Origin of the sequence: Streptomyces asoensis (assembly GCF_013085465.1) — a bacterium.
GTDB classification, from domain to species: domain Bacteria; phylum Actinomycetota; class Actinomycetes; order Streptomycetales; family Streptomycetaceae; genus Streptomyces; species Streptomyces cacaoi_A.
Map to the genome: position 1 here is coordinate 1,620,170 of NZ_CP049838.1, position 24,310 is coordinate 1,644,479.

Here is a 24,310-nt window from a genome sequence, read left to right on the forward strand (position 1 = left end):
TCCTTGCTCTGTGCGGTTTCCTCAGATGGTGGGGATGTCCAGTTCGACGCCGACCCTGCCGTCGGTGCGAGCTCGGCCTCCCGCCTCCTCCCCCAGCCCCAGCTGTGCGGCCACGGCCAGGGTCAGGGGGTGCTCGGTGCCGAGCCTCTCCCGCAGGTCCCGGTGGGTGCGTTCGTACAGTTCCCGTGCCGCCAGCGAGTTGCCGGCGAAGACCAGCATGTCGGCGTGGCACACGGCGGCCTTCAGGACGAGCGGGTGGCGCGGGTCGACGTGCAGGATCCGGCGCAGGCCGGTCAGGCCACGCTCGCTGTACTCGGCGGCGGTCTCGTCCTCGGCGTCGCGCAGGCACAGGGCCAGGTTCACCTGGCAGACATGGGTGAAGAGGTGCTCCTCCCCCCATGTCCGGTACGCCGCGAGGTTCCGCTCCGCCCTGTCGATCGCTTCCGGCATCCGGCCCACGAGCCGCAGATCGGCGGCGAGTGCGACGCGCGCGGCCAGTGTCTCGGGGTGATCGGGACCGCCGTACGCCTCCAACCCGTCCACGGCCTGTACGTCGCACATCCGGGCGGAGTCCGCCTTGTCGAGTCGTTCGTCGTCGGACAGGCCCGGCAGGAGCGCGGCGATATGCCGCAGTGTCGAGCCCAGCGCGAAGGCGGTGCGCAGGGTGATCAGGTCGGACGGGCCGAAGTCCTCATGGCTCCTGGCGATCCGGTTGATTTCCTGCAGACGGGTCAGCGATGCCTCGTAGCGGCCGACTTCGAGCAGCCTGCTGCCCACGTAGAGGGACGAGAGCAGAGTCAGTGGATGCTGCTCGCCGCTGACCCTTGTCCGGCGTGCGTGGACGTCCTCGTGCTGCTCCATGGAGTCCTGGGGCAGGCCAACCATGGAGAGGGACAGGGCGAGGTTGTGCGACGCCATCAGGGTGAAGTGGTTGTCCAGGCCGTAACGGGACCGCAGGACCTCCCAGGTCGACTGTTCCTCGGCGAGCGCGTCCTGGGGCCGGCCCAGGGCACGCAGCTGGGCTCCGCGGGGCAGGGCGCTGCGCAGGGTGAAGTGACCGTCCAGACCCTGGAGCCGGCGCAGTTCCTCCAGCGCCTTGCCGTTGACGCGGTTGGCATCGGCGTAGCGTCCGGCGTCCATGTGGATGTTGGCCAGTTCCGCTCGCAGCCGCATCAGGAGCAGCTGCTGGGCGTCGTCGTCGGGATAGGACCGGGCGGTCCACACCTCGTCCAGGCGGCGGGCCAGCGTGAACGCGGCCTCGAGGCGCTGGCTTCGGCGCCGGTAGCGCACCTGGTTGACCAGCCAGCGGCGCACCTCCAGGCTGTCGTCCTCAGCCGCTCCACTGGGGTCGACGTGGGCGTCCAGTTCCGCGTAGCGCGGGTTCATCTGCTGGTCATCGACGCGGTCGTCCGGTGGCGAGTAGGCGGCCAGGACCTGTCGGACGCGCGAGGCGAGCTCCGCCGCCTCCTGGTCCGTGAGGGCCTGACGCTGCGAGGCGAGGTTCATTCGGGCCGCCCTCAGCCGCTTGCCGTTCTCGCACACGCGCCCCTGGGACCGGCTGACGAGGCCGCGCGCCGCGAAGCCCAGCTGGCGACGGCCGTCGGTACCCTCGGGCAGCCCCAGAAAGTGCAGGGCGGCCGGTGATTCCAGCAGCTCCCAGCCCGCCCCCTCGGGGGACAGGACGGTCAGCATCTTCAACAGGTCCAGCGTGGCCGGACGTTCCTTGCCCAGGTCCTCGACGACGGACTGCCACACCGCCGAGGCGTTGTGCTGGCCCACGGCCTGTCGGCTCTCGATCGACTGGGCGAGCTCGGCCACCACTTCCTGCACGGGGCGGGCGGTGCTCCTGAGATAGGCGGCCATCTGGTCCAGCAGCTGCGGCAGAGGCTCGCCCAACTGCACCAGTTTCTCCGCGAGTTCGGGGCTCAGGTCGGGGGCTTTGCGTCGCAGGTACCGTACGGCTTCGGGCGCTGTGGGCGGTTCGACGTCGATACGGCGGCCCAGGGCTCCCCAGTCCGGATGCTCGGATGTGATCAACAGGTGCACGTGGGGGTTGTTGATCAGCAGGCTGGCGATCATCTCCGGGTGACGGGCGTCGTCGTAGACCAGGAGAAGGCGTTCGGCGCCGGCGCGGCGGCCCTCGAGCTGCTCGCGCAGCGCCTCGACGGCCCGCGGTGAGGACGGCTGGGCGGCACCGAGGCGCACGCTCAGCCGCACCAGTTCCCGCTCGACCCGATCGGCGCTGTCGGCCGGCATCCACCACACGACGTCGTAGTCCGCGCCGAAGCGGTAGACGTACTCCGTGGCGAGGGTCCGCTTGCCCACCCCGGCCTGCCCATGCAGCACGACCGGCTGGGCCGCCTCGCCGGACTGCAGGGCGTTCCGCAGGGTGCGCAGATACTCCTCCCTTCCCAGGAACTCGCCTTGGCGCTGATGCGGAACGTGCCATACCCGAGGATGCCTACGGGGAAAGCGCGGTCCGCGCCCGAGTCGGTCCGCCCAGGCCGCGGGACGCCGCTCGGCGGAGATGTAGTGGTTCAGCAGGGCGCTACGCGCGGACGCCTCGTCAAGCGTGTACAGCTTGGGGCCCGGCCGGTTGCGGAACGCCTTCTGGACCTCGACGTCCTCGAGCCAGGCGACGTCCACCCACGCCCCGTTGGCCAGGGCGTCCTGCTTGGGCAAGTGCGCTGCCAGTGCGGTGAGCTGCGGGGAGGAGACCATGGCAGAGGACATCAGGACGAGGAAGGTGCCCGGCGCGTCCGTGCGGCCGGCCCTGTCCCCGGGGCCCGGGTCGAAGTCGCAGGGCACCGCGTTCGCGTTGAGCTCCGCACGGATCCAGTCCGCGTAGGCACGGTCTTCCGGCTCGAACACCAGGCGCACCAGGCGGGGAGGTGCGGGCACCTCGGTGAACGCCCGTATGTACTGGGAGCGGACGCTGTCCGGGAGGGGCGCGAAGCGCAGCGTGGGGTCGCCGCTGATCTCCTGGGCGAGACGTTCGTACGCCTGCTTCTGCACCGAGGGCTCGAAGTTCGGCAGCGCGAACGGGATGAGTACCTCCTCGTAAGCGAGGCTCGGCAGGTGCTTGATTTCGACCTCGCGCCAGTACTGCAGGTCACCGCTGTGCAGAATCGGCCCGAACGCGCCCTCGAACTGACTCCTTGCGCGTGCCCTGCGCCGCTCGGCCTGTTCCGGTTTGGAGTCGTCCACGCGCATGGGGACCGGCAGGACCCTGACGTCCCCGGCGGACCGCTCCCGCACTTGGCGGGCGACGGAGGCCGAGCCGTCGATGGACTGGTTGCTGAGGTTGAATCCGACGACGACCACGTCGGGCAGAATCAGCGTGCACAGGCTCGCGTTGTCGGAGTGGCCGGTACGGCTGTCGATGAGGACGTAGTCGTAGTCGCTGGTGCGCAGGCTCTCCCGCAGTGCTTCCGCGAAGCGCCTGCCCGCCTGCTCCCGGTAGAAGCGGTTCCACTCGAAGGTCGCGACCCGTTCGCTGTAGAGGCTGTCCTGAAGACCCGGCCCGAGGAAGTCCATACGGCCCTCGGGCCGCGTGAACCGGTACTTGAGCCGATCGGTGTGGTTGCCGACCTGGGTGTGCCGCTCCAGCAGCTCTGCCAGCCGGGCGTTGAACACCTCCCCGGACAGCTCCCGGGCCTCCAGGGCGTCCACGGCGTGGCCGTAGTCCAGGATCATCTCCACCACGCCGGTGGACTCGCGCAGTTCGCGGTCGGGCAGGAACGGCCGAACGAAGCGGTTCAGCCCGGGCGATTCCAGGTCCCAGTCGACGATGAGGACCCGATAGCCCGCATCGGCCAGGAGCCAGGCGACGTTGGCCAGGGCCATGGTCCGCCCGACTCCGCCCTTGTGCGAGTAGAAGGTCACGACAGTCGCCCGGTTGCGGCCCTGTTCGGACCCAGACTGCGCGGCACTGCTCATCGGTTGTCGCTCCAACCTCGGTGCGTCAGCTGTGAGGCCCCCGCAGGATCGGCCGGTCGTCGTTCTCCACGAGGGAGAACCACGATCTGTGGGGGGCTGCGTCCCGCCGGGGTACCGGGTGAAGGGACGGTCGTGCGGCGTGCGTTGGCTGCCACGGTACCCGTACCGGCGCGTAAGTCATATTGGGGAAGCAACTGTCCGAGAGCGAAATTCGCGGCATTCCCGATACCTGTGGGGACAGGGTGAAGCAGAGGTCCTGGGGGTTCATGACGGGAGGCGAGAGACGGGCTCCGGTGACGATCCGTTCGACGACCGCGCGCAGCACTCTGAGGTATCCGCCGCGTGCGTGCGGGGCCCCCACCAGATCGGCCAGGCCGGATGTGGTGTAGTCGCCGACCGGCACGGCCACGGTGTCCGGATCCCGGCGCGGAGGCAGTCCCTTGGTGGTCCACAGGATCGGAATCAGAGCCGTCGAGCGCTGTCCGGTCTGGTGCTGTTCCCACAGCAGCCGTCGGCGGAACACCGCGAGGTCGCGCAGTGTGCGTGGTTCCTTGTAGTAGCGCTCGGTGAGCAACACGAGCAGAGTACGGCAGCGCATGGCGGGCGTGACGTCGCACTCCCCCGGCGTGGGGTCGCGGGAGGGTTCGGGGAGCAGGCCGGTGTGGCTCGGGTCGGGGCCCAGGCGCCGGTGTATCTCGGCCTGGAGGTCGGTGTTGAACATCCGCAGCCATGGATCCGTCGGCGCGGGCAGAGCGTGGCTGACGTAGTAGTAGGGGGCGCCGGGGCTGCCGGTCATGCGCTCATCCCCTTTCGGTCAAGACGCGCGCGCAGGGAGATGACGCCGTTCGTCAGCCGTTTCCGCGCGTGGTCGATCAGAAAGCGCAGGTCCGGGCAGTAGCACGAGGGATTGTCGAAGCCGTTGTCCGGGCGGTGGCGATGGGCGCGCAGCCCACCCCCGCAGATGTCGACGACCGGGCAGGACCGGCACTGTCCGCAGAGCCCGGCGAGACCGGCGCGCTCCGCGGCGAACCCGGGGTCAGCGGCCGCGCGGTCGAAGTCGTGGGCGGCGATGTGCAGCGGGGAGCGGCCTGCCAGTGAACTCACCGTCTTGAGGACGTCGTTGTACTCGATCAGCCCGGACGGCTGGATCACCACCACGTCCGCCCCGTACTGCCCCCACATCTCACTGCTGCTGGTGCCGCCCAGCTGGACGTCGAGCAGGGAGTCGAAGAGCCGGACCGAGGTCTCCCGGCGGGCGGCGTCGAACCAGCGGTCGAACATGGCGGCCAACCAACGGCCGTACGGCGCGTCTTTGGCGCCCGGCGGACGGTGCGGAGGGAACTGCCAGGTCGCCAGCGGCAGCAGCAGGTCGACGGCGGGTGGTTCGTGCTCCAGGAGCGCCTCGTACGTGGCCACCGGATCGGCCTCGATGTCGATGACGCACAACAGCCCGCGGTACAGGGGTCGGTGACGTGGTGTGCGCAGCAGCGACAGCGCACGGGACACCTCGGCATAGGTGCCCCGGCCGCCTCGGTCGGGGCGGCGCCGGTCGTGAGATTCCGGGGTGCCGTCGACGCTGACCCCTACGGTGATGCCGTAACGGCGGAAGACGTCCAGGAAGGCGCGGTCGAGGAGCGAGGCGTTGGTCTGTACGAGGAGGTCGACCTCGGTCGGCAGTCCCTCGGTCTCGTCGCGCAGGCCGCGGGCGAAGCGTTCCACGGCCGAGGGTCCGGCCAGTAAGGGTTCGCCGCCGTGCAAGGCCACCTGAGCCCGTTCCGGGCGGTGGCGGCGCAGGTGCTCGGCGATCCTGACGCACAGCCGCCGCATCGTGGCGGGGCTCATGACCAGCGGCTCGGCTCTCCAGCCGCGGTCGCGGTGCTCGTAGACGTAGCAGTCGGGGCAGCCGAAGTTGCAGCGGCTGTAGAGCTTGACGACGAACTGGGTGAACATCGCGGCCGGTTCTTCGGACGGCGCGGTGGCGGGGGGCGCGGTCTCACACCGCACTGAGCCACCTCGGCCGCTCGGGTCCGCCATCCTGGCCCGCGTGGCGCAGCAGGGCTTCCACGAGTGCGGTGCGGGGCAGCCCGAGCAGATCCAGAGCGTCCGGAAGTGCCTGCACGGTTCTCTCCGCGGACGGCCCCGGTCCGTCCGCCGCGCGCAGTAAGGTCTCACGTCCCATCATGCAGGCTCCCCCCGACTGTCCCGGACCCGCGCGATTCAGCGAAGTCCGAACAGGAGGGTGCGAACAAACGGACGAGGCGCCAGGGGAGTCGTGTGGTTGCTGCTACAGTCCAGGACTCGTGCGTCCTCGGACCGCTCGCCCCCGCTCGGCGAATACCTCGACGCGCTTGCCGAACGCTCCCGTTCGGACACTTCGGAGTGTATCGGTGGCATCCAAGTAAGCCTATCCTCACGACTACTGGGGGTAGGTGAACCGGCCTCCGAGGAGCCGTTGCTGACCGATCGGGCAACAGTTCTGACCGAGTCTGCGCGAATGTCCGTCCTACCGGACTGCCGGCGTACCTTGTGAGGGGCTCGTGGATCCAGCCGCTTTCTTCTATACGAGTTGTGTACGGGCTGACGGCTGGCGTGCGCTGACGCGTTTTCACACCGACCTGGAGTACCACCTGCGGATCCAGGAGGGGTTCGGCGTGAGCGGCGTCATCGGGGCGCTGATGGAACCCGAATCGGCCCGAGAGTCCGACGTGACCAGGGCCGGAGTGATGATCGCACTGTACTCGCCCCGGTACTTCAAGGACCGTGGAGCCGGCCTCGAATGGGCGATTTTCGGGGCCCGGATGCGCCATCACGAGGACACCCGGGGCATGGTGGCCCGTGGCTGCCTGATCCCCCTGTGCTGGAAACCCGTCCACGACGGCGACGTACCGGAATCGGTACGTCAATCGGTGGAACAGCCCGGTCCGTTCGACTGGCTGCGGCATGACGGCCTGGAGTCGCTGGCCGCGTCGACGCAGGCAGAGGCGGAAGTACGGTACTACGCCCTGGTCGAACAATTGGCCAAAACTATTGCCGAGTCCGGGGGCACGGAACTGGAACCACTGGGCGTGACCGACGCGCGGACGCTTCCTCCGGCGTTCGGCAGGGAGAGCGCGACTCCGCCCGGACAGCTGCCGGAAGGGGCGGCCGGCGAGCGGTGGGCGCGTCGCTGGCTCGATGCCCGGGACCCCGCTGCCCGCGGCCACGGGCCGGGGTCGGTCGCGATCAGTTATGTGGGCGCCGACCAGCCATGGGCCGACTGGATGATGGAGGTGCTGGAGCAGCGGGGGCACGAGGTCGAGCTGTGGCGCTGGCGGGCCGGCCGGGAGCGGCTGCCCGACGCGGTGGCCAGGGCACGCAATTCAGCCGAGAGCCTGCTCGTCATCTTCTCGCACAACTACTTCGCCGCCGGTGACACCGCCCCCACCGAATGGGAGGAGGCCTTCCTCCCCATCTCCGGCTGGCCGTCGCCTTCCGTGCTGGTCCAGATCGACGCCGCTCCCCGGCCGCTGCTGGTGCGGGACGCACAGGTCGTCGTCCTGGCCGGAACGGATCTGGCGGAGGCCGAGCAGCGGATCGGTGAGGTACTGCCCAGAACGCGCCGGCAATCACAGGATCGTGGGAGCGGCCGGTGAGCGTGCCAAGACGCCAGCCCCGGCAGCTTCCGCCGATATCCAACCTCCCCCCGCTTCCTGCGCCGTTCGTCGGCAGGGATGAGGAGATCGCGGACACCCACCAGCGGCTCACCGACCATGTCACCGTGCTGGTGCACGACCCGGAGGGCCGCCCCCACGGCTACGGCACATCCCACCTGGCCATCTCCTACGGTCACCTCTACACCCTGCACTACCAGCTGATCTGGCTCTTCGACTGCGGCCAGGAGACGGAGCCGGCGAGACTGGCGGACCTTCTCGCGAAGGAGACGAAGCGGCTGAGCGAGGCGTTCGAGAAGAGCCTCGGTGAGCCGCTGGTCGGTCCCACGGCCGCCGACTGGCTCTTCATCTACGACAACGTGGCGGAGCCCGACGCCATACGGCGCCACTTCCCGGAGGGCAACGCCCGCATCCTGGTCACCTCACGCTTCACCGGCACGTGGGACGAGCGGCAACGGGTGAGCGTGGGTCCGCTGGGCCGTGCGGAGTCGGTCCGGCTCCTCAAAGAGAACATGAGCCTCGACCAGTTGCAGGCCGCCTGCCTGGCGGACACCTTCGGCGGCCACCCGAAGCAGATCGTGCGGGCCGGTGAGGCCGTCCTCGCGGGCCGGGTCACCACGGAAGAGATCGCCACCGTGGTGGAGATCGCCTGGCTGGCACCCCCGCTGCGCCGAGCCGGCGTGCCGGACGAGGTGCGCACGAGCCTGCGCTCCTGTCTGCTGCGTTCGGCGGTGTGCCGGGACTCCGGCAGCTACGGGCGCTTCACGGAGGCCCTGCGCCGGCGGACGACGGGAATCGTCCCACGCGATGTGCTGACCTCGGACATGACCATGGCGGAGCGGGTCGATGTGCTGCTGGACGCCGTGTTCGAGCAGGAGGACCCGGCAGCCCTGCGGGTCATGGCGGACGCCGTGGAGGAGGAGACGGAGAGTTCCGGCTCCGGTCGGCAGATGGCCACCACCGTACGGCGGATCGTGGACGAGCTGATGGAGGACCTGCGCGGCACCCCTGCTCCCCCGACGGCACTCGCTCGTCACCCGGCACGAGCCCGCTCCGTGCCTGCGTCGGGGTCCGTGCCGGATCCGGTCGCCGAGAAGGAGTACCCCTTCTTCTTCACCAGCTGGCACAACCGGGACGCCGACGGAGACGAGGTGCAGTACTTCCACAAGTTGCTGGAGAAGGAGGTGGCGGTCAAGCTGCCGGCCAGGCTCGGGAAGACCGGATTCCTCGACTGGAACATGGAGCCCGGCACGAAGTGGGAGTCCCTGCTGGTCGAGGCGATTCGTACCACGCGCATTCTGGTCCCGCTGGTCACCGAGGACTACTTCACCCGCGAGTGGTGCCGGCGCGAGTGGGCCGTCATGGTGCAGCGCATGGCGAACGTCGACTCCGCACAGGCCCAGGAGCCCATCGCCATCCTGCCGGTGTTCTGGGTCAGGCCGATGGAGGGGTGGCGGACGCCGGACGACTTCGGCCTGTACCAGCACCGGGTGCGCTGGGACGGTGAGAAGGCGTACGACGGGCACGTCTACGACCTGGTGAGGGACAAGGGCCAGCCGCTCACGGACTACGTGCGTTCGCTCGTCAGGGCCATGGTCAAAGCAGCGGCCACACCGCTGCCCCCGCTCGACCGGCCCAAGGTGATGCGGGTCCCTCTGGCGTTCCGCGACGTCAACGAGGGCAGTCGCTGACGCCTGCGCCCTATCGTCGGCACATGACTCCCGATCATCACGACGCCGACTGCCTCTTCTGCGGGATCGCCGCCGGGTCCGAACCGGCCCGTGTCGTCACCGAGACCGCGGACACGCTGACGTTCCTGCCCCGGAATCCGGTGCACCCGGGGCATGTGCTCGTCGTGCCCCGGCGCCATGTGACGGACATCTGGGACCTCGACACGGCCACGGCGGCGGCGGTCGGCGCGGCGGTGCTCAGGGCCGCCCACGCTGTGCGGGCCGTCCACCGCCCCGAGGGCCTCAACGTCATCCAGTCGTCCGGGGCGGCCGCCACGCAGTCCGTACCCCATCTGCACGTCCATGTCGTGCCGCGCTACGAGGGCGACCGGATGCCCCGGCTGTGGCCCGAGCACATCGAGCCGGAACCCGAGCTGCTCGACGACTCCGCGCGCAGGCTGCGTGCGGAGACCGCGTCACCGCACGAACAGCAGGGCGAACGCCAGGGCGAGAACCAGGCCGCCGTAGAAGCCCGACACAGTGGGAGAGACAGCCGCTCGTAGTATGCCCGCCTCCTCTCGGCCCGGTGTCACGTCCATCGCGAACGGCTCGACGGAGGCGTCCTGGCGCCGCACCCGGTCGTACAGCCGCCGGAACAGCCTTTCCTGGTAGAGGAAGTAGCCGTCCAGGAGCCAGAAGGCCACCACGGGCAGGAAGCTCACCAGGGCGACGGAATCCTTGTCGTTCCCGACGGCGTAGGCGAGCAGCGCACCGGTGACCGTCAGCGACCAGCCCTTGATCAGGAACGAGTTGTTCCCCATCCGGGCCACGATCGTCTGGATCAGCTCCAGATGCCGGATCCGGCCGTCGTCCAGTCGTGCCTGATCGTCTGCTGACATCGGCCCCCCACAGAGTCAACTCGTGTGCTGTGCAGCTTAGTCAGTGCAGGAGGCCCCCCAGCACGACCGGTCGTTCGGGTTGTCCGGCGTGCGGCCGAAAAGCCGGAGGTCTCACAGGATGGTGACCCGGAAGCGCGCCTTGGCCTCGGGGCGGACGGCAGCGGTGCCGTCCTCGGAGAAGTCGGCGACGCCGGCGCGCCGGCAGACCCCGAGGAAGTCCTTCAGATCCAGGAGGGAGAAGTCGGCGCGGACGGCCGCAGGCAGCAGGGTGTGCATCTGCTCCGGGGTGAGTCGGCCCTCCACGACATCAGGGTGGCGGACGAGTTCGGCCAGTACACAGCCCTGGCTCTCGCTAAGGCGAACGCGGCGCACGTCGAAGAGCAGGGGTACGACCGTGGTGACGACGGCGGGGGCGACCTGCGGTGCGCCCAGGAGGACCAGGAGCCCGGCGACGAAGGCCATGGCAACGGCCGTCCGTGCGGCGCCCTGGCTCAGGTCCACCTCCCAGCCACCAGGACGGATTTCGAGCTCCGTGTCGGGGGCGTCGTGTGCGACGGCATGTGCCACTCCCTCAAGGAAGGCCGCACAGCCGATCTCTGAGGAGTAGTCGTCAGGAAGCAGGTCGAACCAGATGGAGCGAAGATCCTCCTGAGTGACGACGGCTCCCTCGCCGCCCTTCCGCATGAGCAGAAAGGGGGCGATCTCCTGGCTCATGCGCGGCCGTCCTTCCAGTGGTACGCCGAAACATCAAAGTGGTGCTCCTCTACGAGGAGGTGACTGACCGTCGCCTCCACGATGGTGCTCGCGTCCGTCAACACGGCGGGATCGAAGCGGGCAGCGGGGTAGTGCGTGGCCAGGTAGCTGGCCAGTACGTCGCCCATGGTGTCCGAACAGGGCAGTAGCAGCCGCAGGTTGGTGTCGCCGACAACGCAGGCGAAGAGTGCGGCGGGTTCGTCGGTGCCGTCGCGGACGGTGGCCTGTGCGTAGGTCAGCGACTCACCCGTGTCACGCCACAGATCGAACTGAGCCAACGGCGCGAGGTCGACAAGGCCGGTGACACGCGTGCGCGTCAGCACGCCGGACCATCGGTCACGCCAGGGGATGTCTCCGAGCGAGGACAGCGCCACGTTGATCAGCACGGCCTTGCGCCTGGGCATCGCCGAGCACACCATGTCCAGTTCGCCCGGGTCGGCGAGCAGTGTGCACTCGACCTCTCCGTCGTCGTCGATCGTGCGCAGGAACACCACGGTCTCGGCACCCTTCTCCTCGAGGGTGCCGCGGTCCTCGGCGGAGAAGGCGAACTGCTGAACGAGCCGGAAGGCCGGACGCGCGGTGCCGAACACATGCGCGCGCTCGCCATCCCCGGAGACCAGAGCAGCCCGGCCTGCGACGGCCAGTTCCCGCAGTGTCCGTATGACGGCCCGCCGTGGTGCCTCGCGCACCACAAGACGTTCGCGGCGCCACACTTCGTAGGCTTCGACGTCGACCTCGGCCGAATCCTGTGACGCGAGCAGTCTGCCGGTGTGATGAGGAGCCCGAGCCTGCAATGTGTCGATGGCGTGCGCAGTGAACTCGCGGTGTTCGTCGTAGGCCAGCACGGTCGCGCCATACCTGCCGAGCAGACCTGCCATCTGGTCGTGCAAGGCGTGGGTGACAGCCTGCCAGACCGCTGGGTCGTCCGGGGCCTCGGCATCCAGCAGGCGCGTCCAGCCGGCGCCTGCTTCGCTGCGGCACCTGTCCCACGCCGGAGTCCAGAAGTCACCGTCCGCGTGGGCCTGAACGAGCCGAAACCGCTCGTCGGGGCGCTCGAAACGCGGAATATCGCTCGTGGATTCGGGACTTAGACCGGCCTCCAGTACACGCTCCAGCGCGGGGGTCTGCATGCACACACGTGCGGTCGTCTCCACCGCCAGCTCCTGCAGACGCTTGTGCGTGGTGCGCTGGGCGAGGTTGGCCGCGGCCTTGTAGTACCGCTGGTACGCGGGATATCCCGCCAGCATCGCGGGGTCGCCGTCGGCCACCAGGGACAGACTCTGATAGGTGGCGAAGGCTTCGTGTACACCGCGGCACCATGTCACCAGTCGCTGGAGTGCCGCGCGCTGCTGGTCGTCGTCCAGCGCCAGGACGGCGTACACCGCCAGCGCGATTCCGTAGGAGGTGCAGTCGTTGAGTGCCGCGTGCTGCACCTCGTGCACGGTCACGAGGCGCGCGGCGGGGGAGGTCGCGATGCTGCCTCCCAGGTGCACGGTCCAGGCGTCGTGACTGTTGTAAGCGCCTCGGGCCTCGCCTGCGGCACCGCGCAGCAGACTGTCGAAGAGGTGTGTCTCGGGGTCCGGCAGCGGTGGTGCCGCGGAGTCGGATTCCTCATCGCCTGATGAGCGTGCAGCCTCGTCCAACGTGCCCACTCCCCCAGTGGCTCCGCATCGAGCAGCTTCCACCAGTCTAGGGGACATCGCCGGTGCCATCGTGCGGAATGTCTTCGCGCCGTCCTGGTAGACGTCGTTCGCTTCCCGGAGCATGCTCCAAAGAGGAGGTGGAGCGGGACGTGTCAAGGGGCCCGCTCCGCCCACGCATGACGACGCCGCAGCGCCGCACAGCGGTTCCTGACGGCGTGACACCCGCGTACGCGACCAACTCTGGGACGCCGTAACCGGCGTCGTCGCAGACGGCGCCGCCGTTCTCGTGTACCGCCATTCGAACAGCCGGCACCCGACAACGTGTCCACACCGACTTCGACGGACTCACCCTCATACGGATGAGCGCGGCCACGCAGCCAGAGCTAGCAACAGGAAGGCAAAGCGGGCGCTGGGCTGCAGGCTCGAGCAGAGACAACAACCATCACCCAGGCACCCTGAAAGATCACGCTGAAGTCTTCTGCAGACTCATCGAGGAGGCCAGCGCCCGGGCCTTCGGCACACACCACCCCCTCCGCGACCTGTTCTGATGCATGTCACCGGGCGCCACCCGCGCCCGGCGTTGAACGCACCGAACAGCAGGATTCAAGCCCAAGTCCATCAGACGCAGCCGTGCCCACCCCAGTCCGTCCTTGATGTCCCCGTCCGTCAGCCGCTACTCCCTTGATGCCTTGCTCCCCCGCGTCGGGTGCGCCCTCACATCTGCACTGCTGCGCCCGCAGGAAGAGTCAGATGGTACGTGGCCCCACTGTCACCTCGTTGCCGTCTTGATCCTCCAGGGCCACTGATGCAGCATGAGAGCACACCGAGGCACCGTTCCAGATCTCGCTCAGGGCGGCAGCATCAGCGGTCACGCCCGAACCGTATCCTCGTCCGGCCCCACCCGGGATCAAAGGCCTGGGGCCCTGCAGTGTGGCTGAATGGCCGGGGACGAGTCGGCGGACCATGATGCTGTTCATTGCCCAACGGATCATGGTCTCGGAGTGGGCGGGGTCCTGCTCGTAGTCGCGGGCGAGGCGCCGGTGCGCGGTGATCCACGAGAAGCGCTGGTCCCGGGCCTTTGCACACGATCTCCAGCTCGCGGCCGAGGGTCGCCCGGGCCCAGTCCACGAGGCGGCCGGGTGAAGGCCAGGCGGGCCCAGATCTTCTGAACTCCCGGACGGTCCATCCGATTCCAGCGCAGCGGGTGCTTCGCGTCGTCGCGGTCCTGAATGTTCGCGGCGGCTGCGTGGACGGCCAGGAGCAGGCCGAGGGTGTCGGTGGCGATGAACCGCTTGCGGCCCTTCATCCTCTTGACCACAACGGAGCCCCTCGTACCGACGGGGACGGTGTCGCGGTGTGCACGGACTGCGAGTCGATCAGCCCCGCGCCCGCTTCACGCTGCGGCCGTCGGCGGCGGCCCGGACTTGACCGCGCAGGCCGTCGCGAATCCGCTCGACGGTGCCGTCGTCGTGCCATTACGTGTAGTAGCAGTACACCGTCGGCCATGGCGGGGCCACGGGCAACTGCCGCCAGGCACAACCGGTGCAGACCACGTAGAAGATCGCATCCACGATCCGCCGACGCGGGTGCTTCTCACGTGGTCAGCCCTTGGGATCCACCCGCGCGGGTGACAACGACGCCTCCACGAACGCCCACTGCTCACCCGTCAAATCCGACGGATACCCGCCCCCAGCCCCGGTCACGCCAAGCGCAACTCTGCCGACAAATGACGAAAAGCAGTGGAAGCGCACTCACAGCCATACGCGCCGGCGCCGCCCCTTCGCATCGTGGTTCGGCGACCATGACCCAGGGGCGTCAGAGGGTCGGGAGGCACAGGTAGGCACTGATCAACCCGCCGCCGCGACTCCTCGGCCAACCGAGACCCCACGGGACGAATGTCAGCGGTGTCGTCACGGTCCTGCGAGGACACTGCCACGGCTGTAGGGCCGGGCCGAAGAAACGGCCGCCGGCCTCCGCCAGCGTCGGATCCAGCCTTGGTAGCCCGGTGGACGGTCCCCTTCGAACGAAGATCCGGACCATACCCGGGCCAGCCGCATGCAGCTTGTGGCGACCGGAACTGTTTACGCTGGTCAAACTACCTCTGAGCCGTGTACCACCAGCAGACGAAGAACATTCTTGTTTCATACAGCCCGAAGAAACTTGGGTTCTTCTAGAGCTACAAGTCGGTTGTCCGGAGGGAGCTTTCAGACATCCGCGGAGTGGAGCCAGGATGATCCTGGCTCCACTTCGTGGTGCGGGCCTGTCACCGGAACTGTGCGAAGAACCTCCAGATCTCTGCTTTGGTCCAGGTGGCGACGCCGCTTTCGCCGGGGGAGCCGTCGACCGGACCGGGTATGTGGTCTCCGTCGAACGCAGCCCATTGGACCGGGTATCCGGCACGGCAGCCCGAGTAGGTGGTGGTGATGTGCGTTCGGCTGCCCGGCGCGGGCTCGCGCGGGCTCTGGTGGGTGCAGCCGTTGTTGCTGACGAATCTGTCGCGCAGGGACCGTCCTTGCGCGATGTCGAGGACGGAGTCGCCGACGCCGTGGATTCCGAAGTAGGCGATGGGCTGGGTGCCGCCACTGCACCCGCTGATCTGAGCGCCGGAGATGACCGCGACGGCCCTGAAGACGTTCGCCCGGCTGCATGCGAGTGCGTAGCTCATACCGCCACCCCAGCTGAATCCCGTGGCGAAACGCTGTGCCGGGTTGACACAGAGGCCGCCCTCGATTCGCCGGATCATGTCGTCGACGAAGGTGATGTCCTCACCACCCGAATCGGCCCAGCCGTTGCCCAGACCCTGGGGGGCGACGAGGATCGCGTCGTTGTTCGACTGTTCCTGTTGGCCGTAGTAGGACCAGGCGTTCCCGCTCGTGCCGCCCGAGGCGACGTCGGCGGCGGTTCCGCCCCGCCAGTGGAACGCGAAGATCAGCCGGTAGGGGTGGCTGTTGTCGTAGTTGGCGGGAACCCTGAGGATGAAGCTGCGGCTCTTACCGCCGCTCTGCATCGTGTGCGTACCGCTCGCCAGAGTCGGGCTGCTGCCGCATCCGCCGCCGCCTGCCGACAGTTTGGTCATCTGCCATTGCTGGTTGGCGCCGCCCCAGTCGGTGTACTGGACGACGTTGCCGCCGTCGGCGGTGGAGGCACCCTGCACCTCCACCGCCTTGCCGCTGGTGCGGTTGATCAGCCGGACGTGGCCCGCGTCCGAGTCGGTCAGGCGGAACTGCTGGTTGGCCCCGTTGTGGTCGGCCCACTGCTGGATCGCGGCACCGTCTGCGGTCGAGGCGCCGGCCACGTCGAGAACCTTGGCCGAATGCCGGGCCTTGAGGCGGTAGAAGCCGTCGCCGGAGTCCACGAACTGCCACTGCTGGTTGGCTCCGTCGTTGCGCGTCCACTGGCTGACCCGCGCGCCGTCGGCGGTGGACGCGCCAGAGACGTCCAGCGCCTTGCCGCTGTTGCGATTGACCAGGACATACCAGGCATTGGTGTCCACCGTCGCCGCCTCGGCGGGCGCCGGATTCACCGCGGCGAGCATGCCGATCGCGAGGGTAGCCGCCACCACGGCGGCGACCCTGGACCACCAGCGATGTTTTCGTGGAGGGGCGGGGGAAGCCGCACCTTGGGTCGTCATCGATTCGCCCTTTCGTCTGTGGCAGGTCCCATCAGGTGCGGGCCCAGCGTTGGTTGCTGCCGTTCGAGCAGGAGTAGAGCTGGATCAGGGTGCCGTTGACGGTGCCGCCCGCGACGGCGTCGAGGCAGAGTCCGGACTGGACGCCGACGATGGATCCGTCGGAGTTGAGGCGCCATTTCTGGTTGTCGGCGCCCCAGCAGCTGTAGATCTGGACTTTGGTGCCGTTGCCGGTGCCGCCGGCGTCCAGGCACTTGTTGCCGTAGACCCTGAGCTCACCGGCGGCGGTGTACGTCCACTGCTGGTTGGTGCCGTTGTTGCAGTCCCACAGTTGGAGCTGGGTGCCGTCGGTGGTACTGCTGCTGGGCACGTCCAGGCAGCGGCCCGACCCCACGCCCTTGATCGGTCCGGAATCCGAAGGGGGCGTGGAGGTGGTGCCGTTGAGTGCGTCGAGGACGGCGGTGTAGGCGGGCTTCTTGCTGCCGTCGCCGTTGAACAGCAGCGGCGTTTGCTCCGATCGCCAGGAGTCGGTGTCGCGCACACCCCAGACGGTGATGCCGAGGCAGCGCGGGACGGCCAGGCAGTCGTTGGTCACGTTGGCGTAGGTCGTGGCCGGGGCGCCCTGGATGTCGAGTTCGGTGATGGCCACGTCGACGCCGAGGGCGGCGAAGTTCTGAAGGGTGGTGCGGAAGTTGCTGTTGTAGGGACTGCCGCTGTTGAAGTGCGACTGGAAGCCGACGCAGTCGATCGGCACGCCGCGCTGCTTGAAGTCTCGGACCATGGCGTACACGGCCTGGGTTTTGGCCCAGGTCCAGTCCTCGACGTTGTAGTCGTTGTAGCAGAGCTTGGCGGCCGGATCGGCGGCGCGCGCGGTGCGGAAGGCGACCTCGATCCAGTCGTTGCCCGTGCGTTGCAGGTTGGAGTCGCGTCGGGCTCCCGAACTGCCGTCGGCGAAGGCCTCGTTCACGACGTCCCACTGGGCGATCTTGCCCTTGTAGTGGGCCATCACGCCGTTGATGTGGCCGATCATCGCCTGGCGCAGCGTGCTTCCGCTGAGGCTCTGCATCCAGCCGGGCTGCTGGGAGTGCCAGGCCAGGGTGTGGCCGCGCACCTGCTTGCCGTTCTGTACCGCCCAGTTGTAGACGCGGTCACCAGCGGTGAAGTTGAACTGGCCCCGCTGCGGTTCGGTGGCGTCGATCTTCATCTCGTTCTCGGCCGTCACCGAGTTGAACTCACGGCCCGCGATCGTCGTGTACGCCGAGTCGCCCAGCCTGCCCGAGGCGATGGCGGTGCCGAAGTAGCGGCCGCTCTGCGCCGCCGCGGCGCCGAGCGTGTTCTCGGCGGCGTGTGCGGTCGGCGGCGCGACCAGTGTGGCGACGGTACCGAGGACGCCGACGACCAGCGCCAACACCAGGCCGCGGATCTTCCGGCGGACACCGGGTCCGGGAAGGGCATACGAGCCCATGACTGTGCCTCCAAGGTAGAAATCACGGAAGGACTGAAGCGCAGGGGGAATGCGTCGTCCGCTCCCACTCGGCAGACGGACGGGGCGGGCCGGAACCCGGGCAGCACGGAATCACCGGAGACCGCGGTCATGGGACCGGGACGATCTCAACCGGCACGGACGGCACCCGATCGGCGGTCGGGTGCCTTATGGCGGGGTGGCGCAGGTGCTTTGGTGCGCGGATCTGTCGGGCAGCTGTGCGTGGATCTGCCGTGCAGCACAGATTTCTCAGGGCCGACGTGGTTCGATATCTCGAACTTTGGCCGGGTTCTCAGACAGGGATGATTGAGGTATTGACGATGGATCGTCAATACTCCCCGCAGAAGAAGTTTCCGTTCCTCGCCCGAAAATTTCCGGAATCCCGGCGAGCCGAACGGCGAAGCCCGGACGCCGCGTCGGCGGATGCCGTACGGCCGGGGCCGGGACGAGGGTGTTGACGCCGCCAGTTCGACTTCTCACCTCCGCGCGGACGCCCTGGACTGGCGAGCCGTATCGCAAACGCCGGAGCGTTTCCGGTCGGCGCGACAGCTTGTCAAGCTCGACGTGACAACCTGTCAAGCCCGAAGGGGAGGCGCTGTTTGTGGACAGATCGGCGACAGGCCTTGACCAGAGGGCTCCACATTCCTAGCTTGTGGCGTCGAAGTATCCGGGAATTCTTCGAATGTTTCGAGATCGTCCCTGCCCCCCGGCACGTCCGCCCCGCGGTTCATCGGGGTCACCTCACCCCCGCCCCCTAGGAGGCCCTCTGATGTGGTTTCGCCACCCGTCCCCGGTCCGTCCAGGACGCTTATTCGCCGTCCTTGCGCCCTTGCTTCTCGTGGCCACCTTCCTCGGTGCCCAGCCCGCCGACGCCGCGACCGTAGACCCCAACGCCTCGTATGTGCTGGTCAACCGCAACAGCGCCAAGGCCCTGGATGTCTACAACCTGGCGACCGATGACGGCGCCCGCATCACCCAGTGGTCCAGAAATGATCAGGCCCAGCAGCAGTGGCAGTTCGTCGATTCCGGGGGCGGCTACTACCGCATCAAGTCCCGCCACTCGGGCAAGGTGCTGGATGTCCACAACTGGTCCACCGCGAACGGCGGCGCGATCGTCCAGTGGACCGACCTGAACGCCACCAACCAGCAGTGGCGGCTGGCCGACAGCTCGGACGGCTACGTGAGGCTCATCTCGCGCCACAGCAACAAGGCCCTCGAAGTTCAGGGCGCCTCGACCGCCGACAACGCGAACGTCGTCCAGTACGACGACTGGGGCGGCACCAACCAGCAGTGGCAGCTCGTCAAGGTCGGCGCCGACACCCCTGGCACGTGCGATCTTCCGTCGACGTACCGCTGGACATCAACGGGCGCGCTGGCCCAGCCCAAGTCTGGATGGGTCTCGCTCAAGGACTTCACCGTCGTCCCCTACAACGGCAGGCAACTCGTCTATGCGACGACGCACGACACGGGGACGAGTTGGGGTTCGATGAACTTCGGCCTGTTCACCAATTGGTCGGAGATGGCCTCGGCCGGCCAGAACACGATGTCGGCTTCCACCGTCGCGCCCACGCTCTTCTACTTCGCGCCGAAGAACATCTGGGTGCTCGCCTACCAGTGGGGCGGGACCGCCTTCTCCTACCGGACGTCGAGCGACCCCACCAACCCCAATGGCTGGTCATCCCAGCAGACGCTCTTCACCGGAAGCATCACCGGCTCCGGAACCGGACCCATCGACCAGACGCTCATCGCTGACGGCACGAACATGTACCTGTTCTTCGCCGGTGACAACGGCAAGATCTACCGGGCCAGCATGCCGATAGGGAACTTCCCGGGCAACTTCGGCTCGTCGTACACGACGATCATGAGCGATACGACGAACAACCTGTTCGAAGCCCCGCAGGTCTACAAGCTCCAGGGCCAGAACCGCTACCTCATGATCGTCGAGGCGATCGGCTCGCAGGGCCGCTACTTCCGCTCGTTCACGGCCACCAGTCTGAACGGCTCATGGACACCCCAGGCCGCGACCGAGAGCAACCCCTTCGCCGGCAAGGCCAACAGTGGCGCCACCTGGACCAACGACATCAGCCATGGCGAACTGATCCGCACCAGCGCCGATCAAACCATGACCGTCGATCCCTGCAATCTACAGTTGCTCTACCAGGGGCGCAGCCCCGACTCCGGCGGCGACTACGGCCTCCTGCCCTACCGTCCGGGTCTGCTGACACTTCAGCGCTGACGGCGTGACACGAGTCCGGCTCCGGTAGGGAGCCGGCGTGGCGGGCTCGGCGGAAGGCCGAGCCCGCCCGGGTCACGCGACAACGCCGGCGCTCATACGGCCACGGAGCGCGGGGTCGGGCAACGCGCACCAGCCCGAGGGGTCGTGGGCGGCGATGCGCTCGTACACGCGGCGATGGCCGCGGTCGGAGGCTTCGCACAAGGCGCGCTCGGGCCGGCCCGTGTACCGCGCGGTGTTGACGACCTGGCTCTCCAGCGCGCGGACCACCCCACTGCGCCCATGAACGCCGGTCCGGCCGGCCCGAGGGCGACCGGATACAGTGCGAGGGACGGCAGCCTGGTTTGTGAGGGAAGCGTGACCGACACCAGCGACACCCGCCCCGCCGACAGTGAGGCGAAAGCGCCGCGGCAGAGCCGACTGCACCGCCTGATGCGCTACATCCCCCTGATCGCCCCCATCCTGCTGTGGGCCGTGCCGTGCTGGGTGCTCCTGCACACCGGCCAGCACTGGCCGTTGCCCGTCACGCTCGCCGGTACCGCCCTGTTCGCCCTCGGCCTCGTCGGTATGCCGCTCGCGATGGTGCGCGGCCACGGCCGGCGCCAACAGGACCGGGCGGCGATCTTCGGTGACACCCTGCTGGGCATCAGTTGGGTCCTGTTCACCTGGTCCGTTCTGCTCGGCGTCTTCTTGCGGCTCGCCCTGACCGTGGCCGGCGTCGGCGAGGGTCAGGACCGGGCCCGAATCGTCACGTGGGCGGTCCTCGGCACAGCCGCCGTGCTGCTCGCCTGGGGATACGCCGAAGCCCGCCGTGTGCCACGCGTGCGCAGCCTCGACGTGCAACTCCCGCGACTGGGTGCCGGGTTGGACGGCCTCCGCGTCGTCCTCATCACCGACACCCACTACGGTCCGCTCGATCGCGCCCGCTGGTCGGCACAGGTATGCGAGACGGTGAACACCCTGGAAGCCGACCTGGTCTGCCACACCGGCGACATCGCGGACGGCACGGCCGAACGCCGTCGCGCCCAGGCCGCCCCACTCGGTACCGTGCGGGCGACTCAGGCCCGCGTCTACGTCACGGGCAACCACGAGTACTACAGCGAGGCCCAGGGCTGGGTCGACCTGATGGACGAGCTGGGCTGGGAGCCGCTGCGCAACCGCCATCTGCTGCTGGAACGCGGAGGCGACACCCTCGTGGTCGCCGGCGTGGATGACGTCACCGCCGAGTCCTCCGGCCTGGCCGGCCATCGCGCCCACCTCGCCGGAGCCTTGAACGGCGCCGACCCCGACCTACCCGTCCTGCTCTTGGCACACCAGCCCAAGTTCATCGACCGGGCGGCAGCCGACGGCATCGACCTCCAGCTCTCCGGCCACACCCACGGCGGCCAGATCTGGCCCTTCCACCACCTGGTCCGCATCGACCAGCCCGCCGTCGCCGGCCTCAGCCACCACGGCCCCCGCACACTCCTCTACACCAGCCGCGGCACCGGCTTCTGGGGCCCGCCGTTCCGCGTCTTCGCCCCCAGCGAGATCACCCTGCTCGTGCTCCGCTCCCCGCAGCAGCCCACCTCGATGTAGCACTGGACGGGCCGGCACATCCGCCAGGAGCGGTCCACGAGCCGAGGGACGCGGCGTCGACGGACTGGCAGGGACTACCAACTCGCCTGCCCTGGAGAGGGCTTCTCGGACACCGTCTGATCTCCTGATCCTGGGAGAAACGAACGCCTTTGCCGTGACTGCCGCCCAGTACGTGGCAGCGCTGCCCCAGACGGGCGAGGTCGCGAGCGTCCGGACGATGGCGCGGCGGCGGAGGCCGTAGCGGCCTCGGCCCCACCAGCTCCTGTTACCGGCGCTCCGGTCCACCTTCCGCGCCGGCTACCGGTGGTCCGCCCCTCGAACCCGTTCGCCCAGTACCGCCCCCTCAGCGACAGGTCGAGAAGCATCTCGGTGACCGCCTCGGGCGACAGTGGGCGCGGATCGGTCTCCAGCCACCACTGGAGTACGGAGATCTGCTCGCCGGCCCAGGCGCGGGCGAGCACCTCGACGTCGATGCAAGGTGGCTCTCGGGTCACTCGGCATCCCGCTCGCCGCCCGGTCGGGGTATTTCCCGCTGCCCCCATGGAGTTGGGGATGGCGTCTGCTGTTCGGGAGTGCAAGTGGTCCCTGACAGCCATGACACAGACAGCCGACGGGACATACCGCGTCAGCGTCCCCTTCCCTGCGGACACGAGCATGGCCTGGTACGTGAAGCTGCGGCACGCAACCCCGTCGGATCCCGGGTTCGTCACCTCGGCGGTCAAGGTCGAAGGGTCTGGGGTTTGAGGGGGAATTTCCCGCCCGGTGTCATGGCCTGGCGGCAGACAGGTTCCGTGCGGCCTCGTCGCCGGAATACCGCGAAACGGGGTTATACGGTGGCGGAACAGGGCCAGTCACCCGACCGAGGAACCCGAATGACCAACAGTCCGACAGTCATCGTAGAAGCGGCGTTTCAGTACTACAGGTCCCAGGACCGCGACGCGGCCTTCCCTCTCTACGCCGGTGATTTCACGTTCACGAGTCCGCAGGACGATCACATCGACAAGGCGGCGTTCTTCGAGCGGTGTTTCCCGACCGCCGACCGGTTCAGGGAGCAGCAGTTGTTGCACGTCACCCCCGCAGACGAAGAACTCGTCTTCGTCCAATACGAGTACGAGCTCACGACGGGCGACAGGCACCGCAACATCGAGGCGATCACTGTCCGGGACGGACTCATCCGGGAGGTGCAGGTCTTCTTCGGCGGCAAGGTGTGACGAGACGTCGGCCTGCCGTGCCAAGCGGGTGACGGGGGCCGGGGGCCGGTTCACCCTGCGGTGGGAGGGAAGAAGGCGGTGCTGGTCAGGAAGCCTTCGAGGTTGAGGCGCCACGCGAACCAGCTGTGGCCGCCGTTGACGAAGCCGGGTACGACCGGGACACCGAGGCCGGTCAGGAGGGAGATCTCACCGGCGTGGTAGTCGTGGCTCGGGTCCTGCCACCCGCCGCCGACGTAGACGCGCGCCTGTCTGAGCGCGGCCACCTGGGTGCCGGTGACGGACGCCGCGTCGGGCAGCGTGTAGTTGCCGCGCCGGCCAGGGCTGAAGACCCCGTACGAGCCGAACTCGGCGGTGTGCCCGAAGAGCAGCGAGTTGGTCAGGGACGCGCCGTAGCCGAGTCCGGCGGCGGCGCGGTCGGTGGCGGCGGTGGAGACGCGGTAGCGGGACTCCACGTACGGGACGATCGTGTCGGTGAGGTTCCGGTCGAAGGACGCGTAGCCGGTGGAGTCGGGGAAGCCGGCCGTGTTGGGCATGACGACGACCATCGGGGGGATCTGCCCGGTGGCGATGAGGTTGTCGAGGATGTGGCCCGCGTCGCCCTGCGTGCTCCAGTCCATCTCGGTGGCGTCGCCGCTGAAGAGATAGAGCGTGGGATACGGCTTGGCCCGACCGGAGTCGTAGCCCGGCGGCGTGTAGACGGAGAGGTGGTTCTCGCCGGGCGGGCTGACCGAGGTCGGGGCGGGATACGTGACGTGGGTGAGCGTGCCGTGCTCGCCGGTCGGACCCGGGCCCTGCCAGGCGTAGTCGACCGTCCCGTACGACGGGTCCGAGGGCACGTACACCTGGCTGGTGCGCTCGGTGGTCCCGGAGATCTTGCCGCCCTTCTCGTTCCACGGCGGGTTGGCCGGGTCGGAGACAGCGGTGCAGGTGGCCTGGGTGTCGTCGGCGCAGTCCACGTAGAAGGAGTACGTGAAGACCCCGGACGGCAGCGGTGTGCTGTACGTCCACACGCCGTCGCGGCCCTTCTTCATGTCGACCACGGGCCAGTTGGCGGCGGGAGAGTTGGGGTACGCGACGGGAATGTCGCCGGGCTGCCAGTGGGCGGGCAGCGTGCCGGGCGTTTCGAGGGCGGTGCCGTCGTCGGTGGTGAGCGCGGACAGCTCGTAGGGGTCGGCGAAGTACCACTCGCCCTTGATCTGCACGCGTTCGGCGTCGGAATCCTTGAAGTGGAAGGCCACCCGGTATCCGGTGGGGCCGACGCCGGTGTGCATGACCTGCGGGGAGAAACGGTGTGTGCCGGCGGATGGGGCACTGCTGCCGCCCGCGGTGAGGACAAGGACGGTCATCAGGGCGGCGAGGGCCCGTATGACCGGTGTTCCGCGGCGCGTTGTGGTGTGCGACATGGAGATTGGTCTCCCGGAAGTGGACGGCGGGGAGCCGAGTGCCATCACTTGGCCGACGCATCAGGGGGCTTGTGTGGGCGACGGTGCGTACGAGAACGTAGCCGCGCAGCAATATTGTGAGCAATATGCGTGACAAAAGTTCCTACAACTCTTGAAGCGGCTTGCGGCGAGGGTCGGCGTGGCGTCAATCCGTCGGACATCGAGGTGTGACGCACCCCGA

16 protein-coding genes and 1 pseudogene are annotated in these 24,310 nt (G+C 68.4%); 6 read left to right on the forward strand and 11 right to left on the reverse strand.

Annotated features, from left to right (window positions below):
* Window positions 1–21: 21 nt before the first annotated feature.
* From fxsT to G9272_RS07190, 4 genes are read right to left on the reverse strand one after another with little or no spacing between them, the layout of a single operon-like run.
* The gene (fxsT, locus tag G9272_RS07175) at window positions 22–3,939 is read right to left on the reverse strand and encodes an FxSxx-COOH system tetratricopeptide repeat protein (protein ID WP_171395751.1); all 3,918 of its coding nucleotides are present in this window, start codon (window positions 3,937–3,939) and stop codon (window positions 22–24) included.
* A 25-nt stretch (window positions 3,940–3,964) separates the two neighbouring features.
* Complete coding sequence (locus G9272_RS07180) at window positions 3,965–4,735, reverse strand: hypothetical protein (protein WP_171395752.1); 771 nt, start codon at window positions 4,733–4,735, stop codon at window positions 3,965–3,967.
* Window positions 4,732–5,889 carry an FxsB family cyclophane-forming radical SAM/SPASM peptide maturase gene (locus G9272_RS07185; RefSeq protein WP_171395753.1) on the reverse strand — a complete coding sequence of 386 codons (1,158 nt, stop codon included), beginning with the start codon at window positions 5,887–5,889 and terminating at the stop codon, window positions 4,732–4,734. Before G9272_RS07185 ends, G9272_RS07180 begins: the two co-directional genes overlap by 4 nt.
* Before the next feature lie 43 nt (window positions 5,890–5,932).
* A complete protein-coding gene (locus G9272_RS07190) occupies window positions 5,933–6,121 on the reverse strand; it encodes a hypothetical protein (RefSeq protein WP_171395754.1) in 189 nt (62 codons plus the stop codon).
* Window positions 6,122–6,476: 355 nt separating this feature from the next.
* On the opposite strand from G9272_RS07190, the gene G9272_RS07195 reads away from it, so the two are divergent.
* The 3 genes from G9272_RS07195 to G9272_RS07205 are packed head-to-tail and all read left to right on the forward strand — an operon-like array spanning window position 6,477 to window position 9,822.
* On the forward strand, window positions 6,477–7,571 hold the full coding sequence (locus G9272_RS07195; protein WP_171395755.1) for a toll/interleukin-1 receptor domain-containing protein: 1,095 nt from the start codon (window positions 6,477–6,479) through the stop codon (window positions 7,569–7,571).
* Entirely contained in the window at window positions 7,568–9,280 is a 1,713-nt protein-coding gene (locus tag G9272_RS07200; RefSeq protein WP_171395756.1) for a TIR domain-containing protein, read from the forward strand. The genes G9272_RS07195 and G9272_RS07200 overlap by 4 nt, the downstream gene beginning before the upstream one ends.
* 23 nt (window positions 9,281–9,303) lie before the next feature.
* Window positions 9,304–9,822 carry an HIT family protein gene (locus tag G9272_RS07205; RefSeq protein ID WP_171395757.1) on the forward strand — a complete coding sequence of 173 codons (519 nt, stop codon included), beginning with the start codon at window positions 9,304–9,306 and terminating at the stop codon, window positions 9,820–9,822.
* Here G9272_RS07205 and G9272_RS07210 read toward each other — a convergent pair.
* The 6 genes and pseudogenes from G9272_RS07210 to G9272_RS07235 form a co-directional block, all read right to left on the reverse strand.
* Window positions 9,736–10,158: a hypothetical protein gene (locus tag G9272_RS07210; protein WP_171395758.1), complete on the reverse strand. Its 423-nt coding sequence runs from the start codon at window positions 10,156–10,158 to the stop codon at window positions 9,736–9,738. The genes G9272_RS07205 and G9272_RS07210 overlap by 87 nt on opposite strands.
* A gap of 111 nt (window positions 10,159–10,269) precedes the next feature.
* Window positions 10,270–10,872 carry a hypothetical protein gene (locus G9272_RS07215; protein WP_171395759.1) on the reverse strand — a complete coding sequence of 201 codons (603 nt, stop codon included), beginning with the start codon at window positions 10,870–10,872 and terminating at the stop codon, window positions 10,270–10,272.
* The gene (locus G9272_RS07220) at window positions 10,869–12,554 is read right to left on the reverse strand and encodes a hypothetical protein (protein WP_171395760.1); all 1,686 of its coding nucleotides are present in this window, start codon (window positions 12,552–12,554) and stop codon (window positions 10,869–10,871) included. The genes G9272_RS07215 and G9272_RS07220 overlap by 4 nt, the downstream gene beginning before the upstream one ends.
* A gap of 1,475 nt (window positions 12,555–14,029) precedes the next feature.
* Window positions 14,030–14,140, reverse strand: a pseudogene (locus tag G9272_RS46160) (transposase); the annotation flags it as partial.
* A gap of 677 nt (window positions 14,141–14,817) precedes the next feature.
* A complete protein-coding gene (locus G9272_RS07230) occupies window positions 14,818–16,116 on the reverse strand; it encodes an RICIN domain-containing protein (protein ID WP_171395762.1) in 1,299 nt (432 codons plus the stop codon).
* Window positions 16,117–16,216: 100 nt separating this feature from the next.
* The gene (locus G9272_RS07235) at window positions 16,217–17,647 is read right to left on the reverse strand and encodes an endo-1,4-beta-xylanase (RefSeq protein ID WP_171395763.1); all 1,431 of its coding nucleotides are present in this window, start codon (window positions 17,645–17,647) and stop codon (window positions 16,217–16,219) included.
* Between the two features lie 787 nt (window positions 17,648–18,434).
* On the opposite strand from G9272_RS07235, the gene G9272_RS07240 reads away from it, so the two are divergent.
* The 3 genes from G9272_RS07240 (at window position 18,435) to G9272_RS07250 (ending at window position 22,687) form a co-directional block, all read left to right on the forward strand.
* Window positions 18,435–19,901 (forward strand): non-reducing end alpha-L-arabinofuranosidase family hydrolase, encoded by a 1,467-nt coding sequence (locus G9272_RS07240; protein ID WP_171395764.1) that lies wholly within the window; start codon window positions 18,435–18,437, stop codon window positions 19,899–19,901.
* Between the two features lie 354 nt (window positions 19,902–20,255).
* Window positions 20,256–21,476 (forward strand): metallophosphoesterase, encoded by a 1,221-nt coding sequence (locus G9272_RS07245; protein ID WP_171395765.1) that lies wholly within the window; start codon window positions 20,256–20,258, stop codon window positions 21,474–21,476.
* Window positions 21,477–22,348: 872 nt separating this feature from the next.
* Window positions 22,349–22,687: a nuclear transport factor 2 family protein gene (locus G9272_RS07250; protein WP_171395766.1), complete on the forward strand. Its 339-nt coding sequence runs from the start codon at window positions 22,349–22,351 to the stop codon at window positions 22,685–22,687.
* 50 nt (window positions 22,688–22,737) lie between these two features.
* Here the strand turns inward: G9272_RS07250 and G9272_RS07255 are convergent, their stop codons facing one another.
* Window positions 22,738–24,090 (reverse strand): alpha/beta hydrolase-fold protein, encoded by a 1,353-nt coding sequence (locus G9272_RS07255; protein ID WP_171395767.1) that lies wholly within the window; start codon window positions 24,088–24,090, stop codon window positions 22,738–22,740.
* Window positions 24,091–24,310 lie beyond the last annotated feature (220 nt).